The following is an 18,277-nucleotide window of genomic DNA, read 5'->3' as shown; positions in this document are numbered from 1 at the left end:
TATGATCTCGACTCCAAACAGCTCCATTGCAGCCAACTATGCATGCGACGGCGGGCAGTTTGCACACCGTCCATCCCCGGAATCCCGGCGGCGGGCCGAGTCGATCATCACTTACCCCGGAGCGACTCAGGAATCTGCTGAGACTTCTTCCTTGGGTTGCATAGCTCTGATTTAGCTGTTGCACTATTGGCTGCTTCTTGCAATGTTTTCGTCAATAGATGGACGTAGCGCTGGGTAACCTTGCTATCCGAATGACCCAATATATGCTGCACCGTGAAGAGGCTTTCATTACAATTTCATTTAAAAAAATCCGTCACCCTGACGCCCATTTTATTTCCAGGGGGTGAGATAGAAATGAATAACTTTAATTTCTTGTTTATTCTTCAATATATTGCTCTATATCCATGCGCTCGTGAAGTACTCTGACAATAGTCAGAATTTCAGAGGTAATCTTGTAAAAGATGACATGTCGTTCAATCTTGAATCGCCTATATCCTTCTCGAATATCATCACAGGTCGCTCCAATATCCGGATTTTTGGCCAGTAAATCTATGCCCTGAACCAGCGCATCATAATATCTGTCTGCTTGTGCTTCTCCCCATGTTTCAAAAGAATATCGCCATATCTCTGCTAAATCATCTTCTGCTTGGACTAGTTTATGAATTTTAAGCATCATTTATAGCTAACCCAACATTCCGCTTGACTCTCCGTCTGATTTCTTCCATATCTAGTTCCCCCGCATTGCCGCTTTCTTCTCCTTCGATCAGGGCTTGACGCAATGCTTTGAGTTTTTGTTCATGTTCTTCAAGCAAGCGAAGTCCTGCTCGTATGACCTCACTGGCTGATCCATACCGCCCCTCAAGAATTTGCTCATTGATAAAACCTTCAAAATGCTCCCCTAGGGAAATACTCGTATTCTTTGCCATTGTTTTAATCCTCTCGATATTACCAATAATTACCAATATTTGGTAATTATATCAATAAAAAATGGAGATATAAAGTAGAGGTACCGATGCTTTCAAACTCGGTTTGCTAGAATTGCTTGCCTTCCCTAGTCAAAAACGTACGAGCATAAACTGTACTTGGCTACGCGATACACATATCCATGAGAGTTTCACCTAACTGGTTACTGACATTGCTGTTCGTTCTCTGTTCTATAACGTCGCTTTCCTTGCGCATCTCAGTATGTGTTTCACGCAATTGTTTGAGATTTCCCGCTCACGTCGATGACTTGGCGTTTGACGTAGATTTGGTGGACGAAAGCCGTCAGGCCTTATTAGGTATGAAATGATATAATATGGTATTATTCAGTATTGCATGAGGTTGCCGTGTATGAACTCACTAACCGTCCTCACCTAACCCATCGTTGGGTTCCTGCCCTCTCTGCCAGACATGTATCCAGATCGGCTCGAGAAATAGACAATGCCTTTTGATACCAATATTCAAGTGATGACGAAATATGGACAAAAAAAGAGCCCAGCAGAAGAATCGCCTTGTTCAGCGAACGATCGATGATTTTGCTTCGGAAAGCTTAGGCAGGATAAAAGTGATCCTAGTCGCTGAGTTGATGATTATTGTCGTGAATCTGCAATCTCGGCAATACGGCATGCAATAAGAAGTATGATGCTATATCATATGAAATGGAATCATATCATATGATATGTTTGCCGAATGATTGAAGGAATCAAAATAGCTACCGGCTGGTAAACCGGCATTGATCGAACTACTCTGGATACCGTACTAGAAGATGGCACTGACCGCGGCAACTGATACTTAGAGGAAAGATTGGCGGAAGACATCGTTATATCCTCCCACTATTGTCTCACGTGATTGAAGGCGTCTTTATTACACCGTTCGAACATTACAAAATGGCATCATACTTTGTTTGAATCAGAAACAACCTTATTTGCTGATCAATGCGACTGAATAATGCCATCGAGCAAATGTGCAAATTTATGTTCGAAAATGATCTTATATATAGAGTGCACAGGGACTTAACGGTGCGGGTCTACTAAGGTCTAGTACTCATTCGATATGATATGACATGATTTCATTTCGTATCATATTGCTTAATTAATTCATTGATTTCCTTATCGATCATATCCTTTTGCACGTTCAAACAAAAAGTTTGCATACAGTCCGGAGTATTATCAGCGATATTTCGGTCAAAGTTATCGGATCGAAATTCAGCAACGATTGACCTTCCTGAGGTAGGTAACCAAACCATAAGCTTCTCACGAAGCGCAAGAACAATTATTACACTCGTTTTTTTCTGGAGTAATGGCTCTGCAAGGCTAGGTGCTGATCCCTCTAACGCTACGTCTCGGATAACTTATTGAATCCGCAAGGATCGTACGGGAGGCGTTGCACGCTCCAATCCAGCGAGCCACGCAACCAGTGGTTCGGAAAAGCTTACGTACACAATACGGCTTATCACAACCAAGCTATGCGAGCAGCACACATTGGGTAAAGTTCGCCCGAAGTGTAAACGGTCGCTGCCACTCACTCCACAAAGTTCATGTTCATCGTGGCCCAGCGCGCAAGCTCGGACTACCAGGTGGCAAGGGCAGTCCCATTTCAGCGGCGAGCATGGACCCGAACGGCTCAGCGCCTGTTTCCAAGGCTCGTTCGCCATTTTGAGGCATCGGATCTGGTGTTACAAGTCGATGTTAGTCAGCATGATGATCTCCTGAAATTAACCTCTATACCTTTACCTTTGTCTGAGGCGAAGAAAATAATAATGAACTTGAACGGCGTCCCTCGTGTACTCTTATATGATATGAAATGATATGGTATGAATCCATATTACCTCATATCATATGAGATTGCCGTGTATGAACTTACTAACCGTCCTCGCCTAAGCCACCTTCTCTTCCCTGTCCTCTATGCTAGACATGAATCCAGATTCAGATCGAGAAATAGACAATATTTTTGGAGCTGTAGTAGATTAGCTTATCAACTAAACTAATCTACTACAGCTCCCAGAATGTTATTTCCCTCTTTGCAGATTAATGCCAATTAGTCTCGGTCGGCCATTTATGCAATCTCCTGGTTTATTGGAAATCGTTACAGCTATTTGTGAACGCTCCATAAATGCCATTAGGGCTGCAGCATAGTATGTATAGTATCCTTTATGCGAACTGTCCGCGACATATCCATCTGGTTTGAAACATCCGGCAGGATTTTGGTATTGCTCATTGGTCACAATGGTAAATTGTTCCGAATTCAATCCCGTACGAATCGCCTTGATCGTGCCAACTGACATAGTTTGTGAAAACGTTGATACGGAAAAACCTATTAGCATTAAAAATAAAATAAATAATCGCATAATAGCTCCTTGTGTTGATATTAAAAAAGGGGCTGTAGTAGATTAGTTTAGTTGATAAGCTAATCTACTACAGCCCCATATTTTTTGATACGACTATTCATTATTCAAGTGGTGGCGAAACATCGGCATTGACGAAAAATCAGCGTCAAGTAAAAGGATCGCCTTTTTCAACGAACGATTGATAATTTTGCTTTGGAAAGAAGCGTAGGTAGGATAAGAGTGATCTTGAATCGCTTAGTTAATGATTGTTGTCATGAATCTACAATCTCGGCAATACGGCATACAATCACCAATATGATACCATATCATATGAAATGAAATCATATGATATGGTATATTTACCAAATGATTGAAGGAATCAAAATGGTTACCGGCTGGTGAACTGACGTTGATCGAGCTGCTTTTGACACCGTACTAGAAAATGTTACCAATTGCGAAGACTGATACTCGGAAGGAAGATTAGACGAGGATATCGTTACATCTTCCCAATATCTTCCCACGTAATTGCAAGGCGTCTATTACACCAGTTGAACATTACAAATGTCGCAGACCCGAGAGTAAGCAGAGAGGCATTGGCTTATATGTTTCAAGCAGCAAACCTATCTCTATAAAGTTTTAATTTATAGTAGTATGATATGATTTAATATTATACGGTATAACATGAAATAGGATGACATAATATGATTGTTTTGATTGGTGGAGAGAAGGGAGGTACCGGCAAGACGACGTTGGCCACAAACCTGGCAGCGATGCGAGCTTTGTCTAGTCGCGACGTGTTATTGGTAGACACCGATCCTCAAGGCAGTGCGAATTATTGGTCGCAAAGCAGAGACGATGAAAGGGTGACGCCAAGGGTGGCTTGTATCCAGAAATTTGGCAAAGGTTTATCGGCGGAAGTTAAAGACCTTTCTTGCCGTTACCAGGATATTATTATCGATGCAGGTGGACGCGATTCTGTCGAACTCCGTTCAGCGCTAGTCGTTACCGAAAAGGTTTATATCCCGATTCAGCCCAGCCAATTTGATATTTGGACATTAAACCAAATGGACGAGTTGGTTGAAACCGCGAAAGGCTTTAATCCAGATTTGCAAGCCAGGGTGATTATCAGCCGCTCATCTACCAATCCGAGTGTTCATGAGTCCGACGATACTGGCAAGTTGCTGGCTGATTTTCCAAATCTTGATTTGGCCAACGTGATAATTCGCGACCGAATCGCTTACCGCAAAGCAGCAAAAGATGGTTTGGCCGTGATTGAATTAAAACCAAAAGATCCCAAAGCAGTTGAAGAAATAGAGGCTCTGTACAAAGAGGTATTTGGCAATGAGTGAATTAAAAAGCAGACCACCGGTTAAACCCAGGCAAGATTTGGATGAATTTTTGTCTGGAGCAGAAAATAAAGCTCAGACTAAAACACAAACATCGACAAAAGTAGAATCTGCCCTTCCATGGGAAGAGGCCGGCATCAGAGAAGATGTGACTAAGGTTTACAATCTGAGATTGTCCGAGCCTTATTTGCTGAAACTGAGATACATCGCTGACCACACTCCGGACAGCATGCAAACCTTTTGCTTGAGCGTGCTAAAGGATGCGATCGATAAGAAGATCAATGAATTAATTAAGTAATATGATACGAAATGAAATTATATCATATCATATCTCATGAGCGCTAACTAGTCGCCCCTGAAATACTATAGAAACTAGCATAAATATTGGCATTGAGGGATACTCAAAAGGTATGGAATTTGCCAGAATTAATACTATTGACCCCTAATTTCTGGTGAATTGATGAAGCCAAAGAAGCAAGAACCCACCCCCTGTGATGATCTTTTTCGCATGAGACTGGAGCAGATGTTGGACCAGCGCCACGAGCTAGGGGTTTAGGGAGTAATGGAACGTAAAACCCGGTTAAGGCCCCCTGTTACCCTGCAGGAGACGCGACACGGTAGCTGGATGGACGTTGAATAGTCTGGCGGCATCCGCTGCGGTCTTCTGTCCGGAACTGACCAAGTGCATGATCTCTTGCTGCTGGTGCGTCTTGAGTTTTGGGCGCCGGCCTCCGACACGCCCTTCCTTGCGTGCGGCATCCAGGCCATTGCGAGTACGCTCGCGTAGCATGGCGCGCTCGAATTCGGCAAAGGCACCGACAATCTGCATCATCATGCGGCCACCGGGCGAGGTGGTGTCAATCGCTTCGGTCAAACTCTGGAACCCCGCTCCGGCCTGCTGGACTTTTTCCATCAAAGTTAGCACGTCTTTTAAAGAGCGTGACAGGCGATCCAGCTTCCAGGCTACCAACACATCGCCCTTGCGCAGCTGACCGAGTAGGCGATGAAGTTCAGGCCGCTCCCAGCGACCGCCGGTGGCCTTCTCCTGAAAAATAAGTTCACACCCGGCAGACTTGAGCGCGGCAATTTGCGCTGCGTTGTCTTGATCCTGAGTGGAAACCCTTGCGTAACCGATGCGCATGATTGCAAAAACCTGTTGCCAATGGATGTAATAATGCAATATATTTGCGCAACACGCAACACCTTTATTTCAGAGGCGATTCGCTTTGCTGCACAAACGTTCGTTTGTGCAGCTGATTCAACTGTGATCGATGCCCGTCCAGTTCCTCACTTCCGAACAACGTACCCATTACGGCCGGTATGTTGACGATCCGAGCGCCGATGAGTTGGCGCGCTATTTCCATCTTGATGACGCTGACCACGCGGTGATCGGTGTCAAGCGTGGCGACCACAACAGGCTGGGCTTTGCGCTGCAGCTTACCACCGCCCGCTTTCTCGGCACTTTTCTCGAAGACCCTCTGGAGGTGCCAGGCGCGGTACTGCAAACGCTCGTTCGGCAATTGCAGGTCACGAAGCTCGATCAACTGCCTCACTATCGCAGCGCAGACCAGCGATGGGAACACACGGCGGAGATCCGGTCACGATACGGTTTCGGCGATTGGATCGACCCCGCTGTCGGTTTTCGTCTGAGCCGGTGGCTCTATGCCCTGTGCTGGACCGGCACCGAGCAGCCGGGCGTCCTGTTTGATCGTGCAACGGCCTGGTTGTTGGCGCACAAGATACTTCTGCCAGGTTGCACGACCCTCGAACGCTTTGTGGCTCGCTTGCGCAACCGCGTCGAAGATCGGCTGTGGAAACGGCTTGGACGCGGCATCACGGACGAGCAACGGATTCGCCTGGAAGACTTGCTGACGGTGCCGCCGCAAGGTCGCAGCTCGTGGCTCGACAAATTGCGATCGGGACCGGTGCACGTCAGTGGACGCGCCCTCGTGCACGCAATCCACCGTCTGCAGACCGTGCGCGATTTGGGTATCAGGCTGCCAGCGACCGGCGTTCCGCCCAGCCGACTCGCTTCGCTCGCGCGCTTTGCTGGCACCGCCAAGATCACCGCCATCAGTCGCTTACCACCGGTGCGCCGCTTGGCTACTCTGGTCGCCTTCGTCCACTGTCTGGAGGCGACCGCGCAGGATGACGTGATCGAAGTGCTTGACATGTTACTCCACGAGTTCTTCAGCGATGCCGTCAAAGCCGACAAGAAGGCGCGGTTGCGTGGCATTAAGGATCTCGATCAGGCTGCCACCGTGTTGGCAACAGCCTGCCGAACTTTGCTCTATCCGGCGCTCGCTGATAGTGATCTGCGTGACACAGTGTTCACGCGTATTCCGCGCGAGATGCTTACGCAGGCGCTGGCAAGCGTCGATGCGTTGGTGCGCCCGCCAGACGACGTGTATTACCGCGAGCTTAATGCACGCTACCGTGCCGTGCGAATCTTCCTGCCGACCCTGCTGCAGCATATTCAGTTCGGCGCCAGCCCGGCGGGCGAGCCTGTCGCGGCTGGCTTTGATTGGCTGCGGACTCAAGAGATGCGTGTCAAGTCGGAACCGCAAGCACCACGGGATGTGATCACCAAGCCGTGGCAGCGCCATGTTTTGTACGAGGACGGCAGCATCGATCCCCGCGCCTACACATTCTGTGTGCTTGATGGACTGCGCAAGGCACTGCGTCGCCGAGATGTCTTCGTCAGCCCGAGTTGGCGCTACGCCGATCCGCGCGCTGGATTACTGACGGGCGTGGAATGGGAGACCACGCGCCCCATCATTTGCCGCAGTCTCGGACTGTCGGCCGACCCGGCACCCGCCTTGGCCGCACTGACCGCAGAGTTGGACCAGACCTACCGTGCGGTTGCCGCGCGCCTGCCCAACAACCCGGCGGTCCGGTTCGAGGCCGTAGGCGACAGGAAGGAACTGGTCTTGAGTCCATTGGACAAATTGGAAGAGCCAGCATCACTGGTGGCGTTGCGGGAGGCGGTCGTCGCCAGGCTACCAGAAGTCGATCTGCCGGAAATCCTGCTGGAGATATCCGCCCGCACAGGTTTCGCCGACGCCTTCACCCATCTCACCGAGCGGACTGCACGGGCACAGGATCTGACCACCAGCCTGTGTGCGGTGCTGTTGGCCGAGGCCTGCAACACCGGCCCTGAACCGTTGATCCGTCATGACGTTCAAGCGCTGCGGCGCGAGCGGCTGGCCTGGGTCAATCAAAATTACCTGCGCGACGACACCCTGGTCGCCGCCAATGCCATTCTGGTGGCTGCGCAGAACCGCGTTGCGTTGGCACACGCCTGGGGTGGTGGTGAAGTGGCGTCGGCCGATGGGTTGCGCTTTGTTGTGCCGGTGCGCACCGTACACGCTGGCCCCAATCCCAAATACTTCGGCTTCGGCCGAGGCGTTACTTGGTACAACCTGCTGTCCGACCAATGCTCGGGCCTGAACGCCATCACAGTGCCCGGCACACTGCGCGACAGCCTGATTTTGCTGGCGATCGTTCTGGAGCAGCAAACTGAATTGCAACCAATGAAGATCATGACCGACACCGGTGCCTACAGTGATGTGGTTTTCGGACTGTTTCGGCTGCTGGGCTATCGCTTCAGTCCGCGCTTGGCCGACATCGGCGGCACGCGCTTCTGGCGCATTGATGCAAACGCGGACTATGGTGAACTTAACGCGATCGCACGACAACGCGTCTCGCTTAGCCGAATTGAGGCGCATTGGGACGACTTCTTGCGCCTGGCTGGCTCCCTCAAACTGGGCCGGGTGCCAGCTACTGGCATCATGCGCACCTTGCAGGTGGGCGATCGGCCGACGCAATTGGCTTTGGCGTTGGCTGAGTTTGGTCGAATCGAGAAGACGCTCCATGCCGTGAACTACATTGATGACGAGAACCGGCGTCGAACCACCTTGCTACAACTAAATCGCGGCGAAGGGCGCCACAGCCTGGCGCGCGATGTATTCTACGGTAAGCGTGGTGAGCTACGTCAACGCTACCGGGAAGGGCAGGAGGATCAGTTGGGTGCCCTTGGTCTGGTGGTCAACATCATCGTGTTGTGGAACACGATCTACATCGACGCGGTGCTCACGCAGCTAAGGCAGGAAGGCTACCCGGTACGGGATGAGGATGTCGCGCGGTTATCGCCCTTCGTTCATGAGCGACATATAAATCTGTTGGGACGCTACTCCTTCGCAGTACCCGAGGCGGTTACTCGAGGCGAGCTCCGGCCATTGCGCAACCCCAACGACGCAGATGCTTAACCGGGATTTACGTTCCATTGCGCCCTAAACCCACATGATCAGCTACAGTATGTATGGATCAGACTTCACGCCCGAATATCCCTCCAAGGATTTTTCTGTCGATATGCTTATTAAGATAGGCCGCACCAAACCCCCCGAAGAGTTCCTTCTTCGTAACATCCAGTTCTGATTCTTTAGCCGCCAGTATTTCACGGGTAGAAGGACGCTCGCACATTGCATCGTAAAACGTCTGTAATGCAGGATCGTCTCGAAACAGATGCATCTCGGGTATTTCGAACAGTTCGGAAAACATTTGGCTAAGCTCGAGCGTGTAGAACAACTGGAAATCCGGCAAAAAAGGCTCTTTGCCAAGCAGGAACGGCCCCATTTTCGAGCCATTAACCAATCTGGGTAGCCACATTTTGCTTAACAGAACAGAGCAAAGATTATAGATATGCCCTTCTTTTTCGATTTTGAGTTTCCATGCTTTTGGAAAATATGCACTGACAACAAACCAGTTGAAGAATGGACCCGCAATGGAGAAAGTGATGAAGTCATTCTTGGCATCGACCTCTGCACAGAGCATCGGATCATCAACAGGATAAAACTTTCGTGCTTCTGGGTAGATTCTCGCGAGATAACGACAGATCGCGTGACTTTCTGAAATATCAACACCGTTGACATCCCTGAGAGTGGGAATTTTCCCAAGAGGATTTCGTTCTATATGCTCTGGCGTGAGCGTGCTCCCCTGAAACGGAGACACTCGTTCATAACGATAAGGTAGACCGGTTTCCGAGAGCACGTGGGCAACCTGACTCATATAAGGTGAGAGCCAGAATCCGTACAGCGTACGCTCGACATTTGATTGATTGGACATGGAGGATTCCTTTGCATTGCAGTTTAATGTTAAGTAGGTGCCTTATTAGGGGCATGGTACTGATGTGCCCCGGTAATAATGCCAAGGGCATTCCAGTAAAGTTCAGTTAAAAATTAACTTTCATCTCTCTCACAGCCTTGATTTCCTTTTGCATCATCTAATCCCGCTATTCTTTATTCGCTTCATTCTCTTTACGTAGAGATAATCGTATTTCGGCCATGAATTTCATCGGATCCTGATCGAATCGTTGAACCAGATTCTCGTGCGCGTTACTTCCAGGAGCATGTTTTGCACCCCAACGTATCAGCTCCATGATTGTAGGCACCAGATCGAGGCATTTTTCAGTAGGCATATAAATAACCTTGCGCGCATTAGCCGGATCACGGCGTCGTGAAATGACGTGGCCTTCCTCCAGCTTTTTCAGTCGATCAGAAAGGATATTGGTAGCGATTTTTTCTGGGGAATTCTGAAAATCCCCGAAGTATTGCTTACGGCGGAAAATGAGATCACGAACGACAAGCAGCGTCCATTTATCGCCTAATATGTCTTTAGCACAGCTGACTGGGCAGGAGGAACGGCTGATCTGGTTTGATGTTGTCATAACTTTGAGTATAGTAAAAAGGTAAAAAAGTATCCCTCTTACGGGCCACAGATTCCCAACCCCCTATTATTTTGGGCGTCTCGAAGCGCACCAATTCTGTACCTGCTGGGATTTCATAAGCTTGTAGCCAAGCAGGGTAAGCAGCAGCAATGCAATCAGCGGCCCTATAGCAGCACGAAAAATATTCGCATAATTGATCATCTGTACGCGCAACGCATATTCATAACGTACCGGAGGTACCGCCTCTCCAGTAATAAATACCGTATATAACCCCTTATCCAGACTGGTCTCTCCCCTCATTACCCCGTCGGGATGATAACTCGGACGCAGGTATGCCACCGTTTCATCATCAACCTCGCTGGTTCCCCGTACTACGCGTATCCCTACGGGAATGCCGCGCAACGCCTGATCCGCAAGGTCTATTACCAATAAAGTATTCCCTTCCCGGGGTATTTCTGTGCAGTATTGATTGCTGGGTTCATGTTGAGGCTGGTAGGCACTCAAATGCACCATGCTGTCATCATCAAGCCGGCGAGTGCATGTATCTTCATCCATCGACACCTTCCCATGCGCCCCAGCCATGCCACAGTAAAGCGCTGCGCTGACAATAATAGTGAGCTGTATCACTTGCTTGATCATTTGATTGCTCCTTGAGGTAGGGTTCAACTGTGTATTCGTTATCCTCTGCATGCTGTTTTACTGTGGCTTATTGCAAATCGCCCCATCCCCCTGTAATGCGGGAGCGGGGCGTTCAGGCACGTCAGGCCACTGCTCAGATTCCCCAGTTAGCCCTTTACGGTACGATACGGTTGTTAAGGATGACTTTGCTCTGGCCGTTCCAGATGACGTCGGTCAGGTTGGAGTAGCGGGTGATGATCTGTGCCGCAATGCCGCCGGCAAACAGGCCCGACCAGCCCAGTATCACAAAGCCCCAGTGCAGCGGTGCGCTGAATAGTTCTTCCATGAACCAGAAGGCATGGCCCCATTCGTTCAGGCCAACGTTCGGCAGGATCATGAGCGGACCGGCAATGGCCATGACCAGCGGGAACGAGGTGCCCCGGGCGTACAGCGGCAACCGGGTCATGGCATACAGGTAGGTGGCCACGCCGCAGACGATGTACATCGGGAAGGAGCCATAAAATACGACTACGTGGCTCGGGGTGAAGCTGGTGTCGCGGATGATGACCTGGTGCCAGGATGCGTCCTGCTCGGTGAAGAAGCTGCCGCCCCAGTACACGCCAAAGAGATAGACGCCCAGCCACATCAGAAAATAGAAATAGCGTTTGACCTCAAGCTTGGGGTCGAGGTTGTCCAGGTTGGTATCCCGTGTTTTCCAGATCCAGCTCCAGGTGACCAGGGCAAAGATCGGCATGACGATCATGTGTACCCGCCACAGTCCCATCCATACTTTCTCAAACTCCGGCTCCATCGAGTCCATGCCGTGCGAGTAGGCAAAGGTCCGCTGATACCAGATCCAGAATATCGCGACCCCCAGCATGGTGATGAGCCCAAATTTGTACCACTTTGAATCGTACCACTCCGACATGTTATAGTCGCGGCCGCGAGACTTGGCAGCGCTTGACGTTTCCAGTGTTGTTGCCATTTTCAGTACTCCTTTAGATAACTAAACTACCTGTTACTGTTTGAGCGATTTAACTTCATTCCCCATAAATATCAAACGTTTTATGGGAATAAGTCGCGTTACATCATTCACTCTTGCAAATACTTCGCCTATCAGGCAAAGATTTGAAAGCCGTTCCAGAATAGTGCTATTCCAAGCAGACCCAGCAGGCCAAACTTATACATCGTTGATTCGTGCAATGACGGCATGCTGGAAGCACGAACACCTGCTTGCGGATAACTGTGCAACCTTCGATGTTTTGTTGCCATTTCAGTACTCCTTTTGGTTAACTCACCACTTCTTCCAGGACCTCTTACTAACGCAGTTAGCAAGTATTATGCTTGCAATGAGCAAGTGGTTAGAGCATAGACCTGGAGACGGATAGGCGGTAGTCTGCTAAATTAGTTATCAGAGTTCTATTATTGAAACGATGGGTGGCCCCTATGCAAGATCTGAATGACCTCTATTACTACGTCCAAGCCGTGGATCATGGCGGCTTTGCTCCGGCAGGCCGGGCCTTGGGCATGCCGAAATCGAAGCTTAGCCGCCGCATCGCCAAGCTGGAAGAACGCTTGGGTGTGCGCCTGATCCAGCGCTCGACACGTCACTTTGCAGTTACCGACGCCGGCGAGACTTATTACACGCATTGCAAGGCGATGCTGGTGGAAGCTGAGGGGGCCCAGGAAGCAATAGACACCTTAAAAGCCGAACCTCGGGGTGTAATCCGGATGACATGCCCCATCCCGCTGGTGAATGCTTATGTAGGAGTGATGCTGGCTGATTTCATGGTGCGCTATCCGCACGTCACAGTGCAGATGGAGGCGACCAACCGACGTATCGATCTGGTCAGTGAGTCGGTCGACGTCGCCCTTCGTGTGCGACCACCGCCCCTGCAGGACAGTAACCTGGTTATGCGTGTTTTGACTGATCGAGGCCAATGTTTGGTAGCCAGTCCTGCCCTTGTCCAGCGGCTCGGCTTTCCTGCTGCACCATCTGCTTTGAGCAGTTGGCCTAGCCTGGGCCTGGGGGTTCTGCAACAAATCCACACCTGGGTGCTGCATGGGCCAGATGGCGCACACGCAACACTTCATCACACGCCACGCTTCGCGACGACGGACATGATTGCGCTAAGAGATGCCGCTGTGGCCGGTGTCGGTGTAGTGCAGCTGCCGGTGGTCATGGCGCGAGACCAACTGGCGGCTGGTTCATTGGTTAGGCTGGTGCCAGACTGGGCGCCGTGTCGGGAAATCATTCATGCGGTGTTTCCGTCCCGGCGCGGTCTTCTGCCATCTGTGCGGGCGTTAATTGATTTTCTTGCACAGCGTTTCGAGATACTGCATGAGGACTAGGCTAGAGCGCTACCGGGACTTGCGCAACGCACCCATCTCTGCCACTGCGCCGCTCATAGGTATCAAAAACAGGACTGTGATAACTAATTTAGCAGACTACCGCCTATCCGTCTCCAGGTCTATACTCTGATCACTTGCTTATTGCAAACAATATCGGAGGATAAATGTCAAGACAATTATCTTGTAGCGAGCGCACAACACCCATCAACGAATCTCTTCAGCCGTTATTAATTCATGGCTTGAAAGGCATCGAAAAAGAGAGCCTCCGAATTAACCGGAAGGGATCAATATCATCATCACCTCACCCGGTTCAGCTTGGAGCCGCGTTGACTCATCCGAATATAACAACTGATTATTCTGAAGCCTTACTTGAGTTGATCACGCCAGCATTATCGGATGGAACGGAAGTGCTGGATTCCTTGACGGACTTGCATAAATATGTCTGCGCAAATATCAATGACGAATTATTGCTGGCGGCAAGTATGCCTGTCGGCAATTTACGGGACCCGGCAATTCCCATCGCCGAATATGGTTCATCCAATCTCGGGAGGATGAAGCACATCTACCGGCAGGGTTTAAGCTATCGCTACGGCCGTTGCATGCAGGTCATTGCCGGAATCCATTTCAACTACTCGCTTCCTGAACAATTCTGGCCCGAATACCAGCAGTTCGTGAAACATACGGGTGATCTGCAATCGTTCACCACCGGCGCTTATATGGGAATGATCAGAAACTTGCAGCGTTATGGCTGGCTTATCCTGTATTTATTCGGCTCGTCCCCGGCAGTGGGCAAAAGCTTCATCGATAGCCGCAATTCTGTTTATTCCGATACCTTGCAGAATTTTGATGAGCATTCCTACTACAAGCCCTTTGCCACCTCTTTGAGGATGAGCGAGATAGGCTATTTGAATCCCGTTCAATCGATGTTTCATATTTCCTTTAACAGCATTGAAGAATATATACGGGATTTGGGCAGCGCAACAACGATACCTTATCTCGGATATGAAAGAATCGGGGCAAAGGTAGGCGACCAGTACCAGCAGTTGAATACTCATTTCCTGCAAATTGAGAACGAATATTACACTCCGGTGCGGCCAAAACAGCCCACGAGGCCCGGCGAGAGGCCCCTGCAGGCACTGGGAAGCCGAGGGATCCGATACATTGAAATACGATCTGTGGACGTCGATGTGTTTGAACCTGCTGGCATTGCGATCGAAACCATGCGCTTTCTTGAAGTGCTGAGTCTTTTCTGTCTATTCCAGCCCAATGTGGGACATGACTTGAAGCAGCATGACGAGACCAGCAATAACGCATTGTCGGTGGCCAATCGCGGCAGGGATCCGAGACTGAAGCTGCTGGACAACGGGCATGAAATCCCGCTGCGGCAGTGGGCGCTGACGCTGTGTGAGCAGATGCGGGAGATATGTGAGATCCTGGATAACGGCAATGCCGATATCCCCTACACCCACGCATTGCACCAGCAGATCGAAACAATTCGCCATCCTGAGTTGACGGCTTCAGCAAGAATGCTGTCGGCCATGCGCGCGCAAAAGATGTCAATTACCGAACTGGTATTGCAGAAGTCCCGTGAATACACTCGTTATTTCCAGAATGCCGCACTGGATGCGGCGGTAAAGAGGAATTTTGATCTCCAGGTCAAGACATCGCTGGCGCAACAGAAACAGCTCGAGGCCACGGATGAGATCCCTTTCGATCAATACCTGAGCAACTATTTCTCGCAAGGCGCCACAGCCAACATCGTTCATTCCCAGGAGCTGCGCTTGTCTCAAAACTTGCCTGGCACCAGAGTCGAAACTGCTGCTCGTTGAATTGCGTAAACTCATGCAAACAACGCAAGAACCCGCAAGGAATGGCCATGCTGAAGCGCATTCCTATGTAACTGGATAATCACTCTGCTCAATGAAACTTGCCTTCATTCTCGATCAGCTAGACTCCATCAAGACTTCTAAGGACTCAAGCTTTGCCATGATGCGCGAAGCAGCAGCCCGCGATCATGAAATATTTACCCTGCAGCAAGGCGACTTGGCATGGAAGGGCGCGCAAACCGTGGGATTTGCACGTGCGTTGGAGTTAACCGGCCTGGCGGGTGACGATGGACACCGCTGGTACCGGACAAAGGAGCCACAGGAAATCCCGCTGCGGGAATTCGATGCTGTTTTGATGCGTAAGGACCCGCCATTCGACATGGAATACGTCTATACCACTTATCTGCTGGAATTGGCGGAAAGCCAGGGGGCCCGTATCGTCAATAGTCCGCGGGCGATACGCGATCATAACGAAAAACTTTCCATAGCCAGGTTTCCACAATTTACCCCACCTACCCTGGTGACTCGGCAGGAATCCCTGATTCGCAATTTTCAGGCCGAACACCGCGACATTGTACTCAAGCCGCTCGACGGCATGGGAGGAGCCAGCGTATTCCGCATTCACGGTGCCGATCACAACACCGGTGTGATCCTGGAAACCCTCACGCACTACGGCACGCGCACAATCATGGTTCAGCGGTACATTCCCGATATCGCTCAAGGTGATAAACGCATCCTGCTGATTGCAGGGAAACCGGTGCCTTACTCGCTTGCCCGCATTCCCAAACCAGGCGAAACACGCGGCAATCTTAACGCAGGCGGGATAGCTGTGGCGCAGCCGCTCACCCTGCGTGATTGCGAAATCGCTGAAACGCTTGGTCCCGCGCTGTACGATGAAGGCTTGATGCTGGTGGGGCTGGACGTGATCGGTGATTATCTCACCGAAATAAATGTTACCAGCCCTACCTGCATGCAGGAGATCGCCGACCAGACCGGTTTCAACTCTGCGAAAACGATGGTGGATGCGCTCGAAAGCCATATCCCCGAGCGGCACGAATTTGTCATTCCTCCGCTTGAAACAGAGCTTTCTTCATGACTCCGGCAGTCGAAGTCAGGCAGGTGCACAAGCGGTTCGGTGCATTGCATGCCTTGAACGGCATTGATCTCGAAATCCATACTGGCGAATTCTTCGCTTTGCTTGGCCCCAATGGAGCGGGAAAGACGACACTGATCAATATTATCGCCGGTCTTACCCTTGCCAGCAGCGGGAGTGTCAGGGTGAAGGGGCATGATGTCGTCGCCGGGTACCGTGAAGCACGCCGCATGTTAGGCGTGGTGCCGCAGGAGTTGGTATTTGATCCGTTCTTTACCGTTCGGGAAACACTTGTGTTTCAATCCGGCTATTACGGCATGAAGAAGAATAACAGCTGGATAGACGAGATAATCCACCATCTCGACCTTGCCGATAAGGCCGATACCAACATGCGTTTGTTGTCAGGCGGCATGAAGCGGCGCGTACTGGTAGCGCAGGCATTGGTCCACAAACCCCCGGTAATCGTTTTGGATGAACCCACCGCAGGCGTAGATGTGGAATTGCGCCAGGCCCTTTGGCGTTTTATCAAGCAATTAAACCGCAACGGTCATACCATTGTGCTCACTACGCATTATCTGGAAGAAGCAGAGGCTTTATGCAACCGCGTGGCAATGCTCAAAAATGGCAGTATCGTTGTGCTTGATAGCGTCAAAAATCTCATCAGCAACATTTCCGGACACCGGATACGATTGCGGTTATCTCCCGATACGCTGCCGGCGGCGTTACAGCTACTGATAATCGGCCACGACCAAGGCTACTACGTTCTGGCAATCGAGGAATACTCCCAGCTTGAAAATGTGATGACAGCATTACGCGCAACCCAGACCCAAGTCCTGGAACTGCAGATATTGCAACCTGATCTGGAAGAAGTGTTCGTAAAGATCATGCACGATGCAGAGAGTCTGGAACCTGCATCGGTATGAATGGATTTCTTACGCTGCTCTACAAGGAACTGCTACGATTCTGGAAAGTTGGGTTCCAGACCGTATTTGCACCCATGCTGTCTACCTTGCTCTATCTATTGATTTTTTCTCACGCACTGGAAGAACGGGTGCAGGCATATCCCGGTGTAACCTACACAGTTTTTCTGATTCCGGGACTGGTGATAATGGCCATGTTGCAGAACGCTTTCGCTAACTCCTCATCAAGCCTGATTCAATCGACGGTCTCGGGCAATCACATCTTCATGCTGTTATCGCCGCTTTCTTACCAGGAAATATTCACTGCTTATGTACTGGCATCGGTAGTTCGCGGTCTCGTGGTAGGACTGGGTATCTACGTGGTGACGCTGGGGTTTTTTGAACTTCCCCTGTACTCGTTCGCATGGGTATTCGCATTTGCCTTGATGGGCACCGCGTTGCTGGGCGCCTTAGGCATCATTGCGGGAATCTGGGCGGAAAAATTTGAGCAGCTTGCTGCGTTGCAAAATTTTATCGTCCTGCCACTGACGTTTTTATCGGGGGTTTTCTATACGATCCCCTCGTTGCCTCCACTTTGGCAAGGATTATCGTATCTGAATCCGTTTTTCTACATGGTAGACGGGTTTCGCTACGGCTTCTTTCGCGCCTCGGATGTTTCACCCTACCTCAGCCTTGGGACTCTGATGGCATGTTTCCTGGCAGTATCGTGGTGGACATTGCGAATGCTGAAAACAGGGTACAAAATCCGAAAATGATCCGATCCACGACTTCCCCTTCAGCCCCGCAACATTTTGTCGAGTAGTTCCGCCGCACGCGCGTGACGTTCAATGTGTTGCTGAAAAGCGCCTTAATCTCGGCAGGTTTGGGGTCAAACTGCTTGTAATCCTCGAACCAGTGAGCAAGCTGTGCCATTACGGTTTTTGCATCGGGACGATTAGCTACTGTGTCGCGTCTCCTGCAGGGTAAACAGGGGGCCTTAACCGGGTTTTACGTTCCATTACTCCCTAAACCCCAGCTATACCGACTGGCAGGGAAGATTGACTGGTCGGTAGTAGAAGAGCGGTTTGAACGACTGTATTCAGATGAAGGC

Annotated in this window: 20 protein-coding genes; 10 read left to right on the top strand and 10 right to left on the bottom strand. The window is 50.3% G+C overall.

Going from position 1 to position 18,277, the window contains the following annotated elements; genetic code table 11:
• The first annotated feature begins 1 nt into the window (after position 1).
• The gene (locus tag R2Q26_RS09270; protein WP_317536011.1) at positions 2 to 175 is read left to right on the top strand and encodes a hypothetical protein; all 174 of its coding nucleotides are present in this window, start codon (positions 2 to 4) and stop codon (positions 173 to 175) included.
• Between the two features lie 201 nt (positions 176 to 376).
• Here R2Q26_RS09270 and R2Q26_RS09265 read toward each other — a convergent pair whose 3' ends face one another.
• On the bottom strand, positions 377 to 676 hold the full coding sequence (locus tag R2Q26_RS09265; RefSeq protein ID WP_317536010.1) for a type II toxin-antitoxin system RelE/ParE family toxin: 300 nt from the start codon (positions 674 to 676) through the stop codon (positions 377 to 379).
• A complete protein-coding gene (locus R2Q26_RS09260; protein WP_317536009.1) occupies positions 666 to 926 on the bottom strand; it encodes a type II toxin-antitoxin system ParD family antitoxin in 261 nt (86 codons plus the stop codon). The genes R2Q26_RS09265 and R2Q26_RS09260 overlap by 11 nt, the downstream gene beginning before the upstream one ends.
• Positions 927 to 1,459: 533 nt before the next feature.
• Here R2Q26_RS09260 and R2Q26_RS09255 point away from each other — a divergent pair.
• Positions 1,460 to 1,615, top strand: a complete 156-nt coding sequence (locus tag R2Q26_RS09255) for a hypothetical protein (RefSeq protein WP_317536008.1) — start codon at positions 1,460 to 1,462, stop codon at positions 1,613 to 1,615.
• A gap of 907 nt (positions 1,616 to 2,522) precedes the next feature.
• Here the strand turns inward: R2Q26_RS09255 and R2Q26_RS09250 are convergent.
• The gene (locus R2Q26_RS09250) at positions 2,523 to 2,645 is read right to left on the bottom strand and encodes a hypothetical protein (protein ID WP_317536007.1); all 123 of its coding nucleotides are present in this window, start codon (positions 2,643 to 2,645) and stop codon (positions 2,523 to 2,525) included.
• Positions 2,646 to 2,989: 344 nt separating this feature from the next.
• Positions 2,990 to 3,328: a hypothetical protein gene (locus R2Q26_RS09245; RefSeq protein ID WP_317536006.1), complete on the bottom strand. Its 339-nt coding sequence runs from the start codon at positions 3,326 to 3,328 to the stop codon at positions 2,990 to 2,992.
• A gap of 680 nt (positions 3,329 to 4,008) precedes the next feature.
• Here R2Q26_RS09245 and R2Q26_RS09240 point away from each other — a divergent pair.
• Both R2Q26_RS09240 and R2Q26_RS09235 read left to right on the top strand, forming a co-directional pair.
• Positions 4,009 to 4,656 (top strand): AAA family ATPase, encoded by a 648-nt coding sequence (locus R2Q26_RS09240; RefSeq protein ID WP_317536005.1) that lies wholly within the window; start codon positions 4,009 to 4,011, stop codon positions 4,654 to 4,656.
• On the top strand, positions 4,649 to 4,951 hold the full coding sequence (locus R2Q26_RS09235) for a hypothetical protein (protein WP_317536004.1): 303 nt from the start codon (positions 4,649 to 4,651) through the stop codon (positions 4,949 to 4,951). Before R2Q26_RS09240 ends, R2Q26_RS09235 begins: the two co-directional genes overlap by 8 nt.
• A gap of 282 nt (positions 4,952 to 5,233) precedes the next feature.
• On the opposite strand, the gene R2Q26_RS09230 is transcribed toward R2Q26_RS09235, so the two are convergent.
• A complete protein-coding gene (locus R2Q26_RS09230) occupies positions 5,234 to 5,794 on the bottom strand; it encodes a recombinase family protein (RefSeq protein ID WP_317536003.1) in 561 nt (186 codons plus the stop codon).
• Between the two features lie 130 nt (positions 5,795 to 5,924).
• Between R2Q26_RS09230 and R2Q26_RS09225 the strand changes: the two genes are divergently transcribed.
• On the top strand, positions 5,925 to 8,921 hold the full coding sequence (locus R2Q26_RS09225) for a Tn3 family transposase (RefSeq protein ID WP_317536002.1): 2,997 nt from the start codon (positions 5,925 to 5,927) through the stop codon (positions 8,919 to 8,921).
• 58 nt (positions 8,922 to 8,979) lie between these two features.
• Here the strand turns inward: R2Q26_RS09225 and R2Q26_RS09220 are convergent, their stop codons facing one another.
• From R2Q26_RS09220 to R2Q26_RS09200, 5 genes are all read right to left on the bottom strand, one after another.
• The gene (locus tag R2Q26_RS09220) at positions 8,980 to 9,777 is read right to left on the bottom strand and encodes a glutathione S-transferase family protein (RefSeq protein ID WP_317536001.1); all 798 of its coding nucleotides are present in this window, start codon (positions 9,775 to 9,777) and stop codon (positions 8,980 to 8,982) included.
• Positions 9,778 to 9,943: 166 nt separating this feature from the next.
• Positions 9,944 to 10,378 carry a helix-turn-helix domain-containing protein gene (locus R2Q26_RS09215; protein WP_317536000.1) on the bottom strand — a complete coding sequence of 145 codons (435 nt, stop codon included), beginning with the start codon at positions 10,376 to 10,378 and terminating at the stop codon, positions 9,944 to 9,946.
• 66 nt (positions 10,379 to 10,444) lie between these two features.
• Positions 10,445 to 11,017: a hypothetical protein gene (locus R2Q26_RS09210; RefSeq protein ID WP_317535999.1), complete on the bottom strand. Its 573-nt coding sequence runs from the start codon at positions 11,015 to 11,017 to the stop codon at positions 10,445 to 10,447.
• A gap of 154 nt (positions 11,018 to 11,171) precedes the next feature.
• On the bottom strand, positions 11,172 to 11,981 hold the full coding sequence (locus tag R2Q26_RS09205; RefSeq protein ID WP_317535998.1) for a methane monooxygenase/ammonia monooxygenase subunit C: 810 nt from the start codon (positions 11,979 to 11,981) through the stop codon (positions 11,172 to 11,174).
• 131 nt (positions 11,982 to 12,112) lie between these two features.
• Positions 12,113 to 12,268: a hypothetical protein gene (locus R2Q26_RS09200; RefSeq protein ID WP_317535997.1), complete on the bottom strand. Its 156-nt coding sequence runs from the start codon at positions 12,266 to 12,268 to the stop codon at positions 12,113 to 12,115.
• 174 nt (positions 12,269 to 12,442) lie between these two features.
• Here R2Q26_RS09200 and R2Q26_RS09195 point away from each other — a divergent pair, with 174 nt between their 5' ends.
• The 5 genes from R2Q26_RS09195 to R2Q26_RS09175 all read left to right on the top strand — a co-directional run bounded on the left by R2Q26_RS09195 (position 12,443) and on the right by R2Q26_RS09175 (position 17,942).
• Positions 12,443 to 13,348 carry a LysR family transcriptional regulator gene (locus tag R2Q26_RS09195; protein WP_317535996.1) on the top strand — a complete coding sequence of 302 codons (906 nt, stop codon included), beginning with the start codon at positions 12,443 to 12,445 and terminating at the stop codon, positions 13,346 to 13,348.
• A 164-nt stretch (positions 13,349 to 13,512) separates the two neighbouring features.
• On the top strand, positions 13,513 to 15,177 hold the full coding sequence (gene gshA / locus R2Q26_RS09190; RefSeq protein WP_317535995.1) for a glutamate--cysteine ligase: 1,665 nt from the start codon (positions 13,513 to 13,515) through the stop codon (positions 15,175 to 15,177).
• A gap of 91 nt (positions 15,178 to 15,268) precedes the next feature.
• A complete protein-coding gene (gshB, locus tag R2Q26_RS09185) occupies positions 15,269 to 16,270 on the top strand; it encodes a glutathione synthase (protein ID WP_317535994.1) in 1,002 nt (333 codons plus the stop codon).
• Positions 16,267 to 17,190 (top strand): ABC transporter ATP-binding protein, encoded by a 924-nt coding sequence (locus R2Q26_RS09180; protein ID WP_317535993.1) that lies wholly within the window; start codon positions 16,267 to 16,269, stop codon positions 17,188 to 17,190. Before gshB ends, R2Q26_RS09180 begins: the two co-directional genes overlap by 4 nt.
• On the top strand, positions 17,187 to 17,942 hold the full coding sequence (locus R2Q26_RS09175) for an ABC transporter permease (RefSeq protein WP_317535992.1): 756 nt from the start codon (positions 17,187 to 17,189) through the stop codon (positions 17,940 to 17,942). Before R2Q26_RS09180 ends, R2Q26_RS09175 begins: the two co-directional genes overlap by 4 nt.
• Positions 17,943 to 18,277: the final 335 nt, after the last annotated feature.

The sequence above is a fragment of the Nitrosomonas sp. Is37 genome (assembly GCF_033063275.1).
Taxonomy (GTDB): Bacteria; Pseudomonadota; Gammaproteobacteria; order Burkholderiales; family Nitrosomonadaceae; genus Nitrosomonas.
Note: the sequence above shows the minus strand (reverse complement) of the source record. Positions and strands in the feature narration are given on the sequence as shown.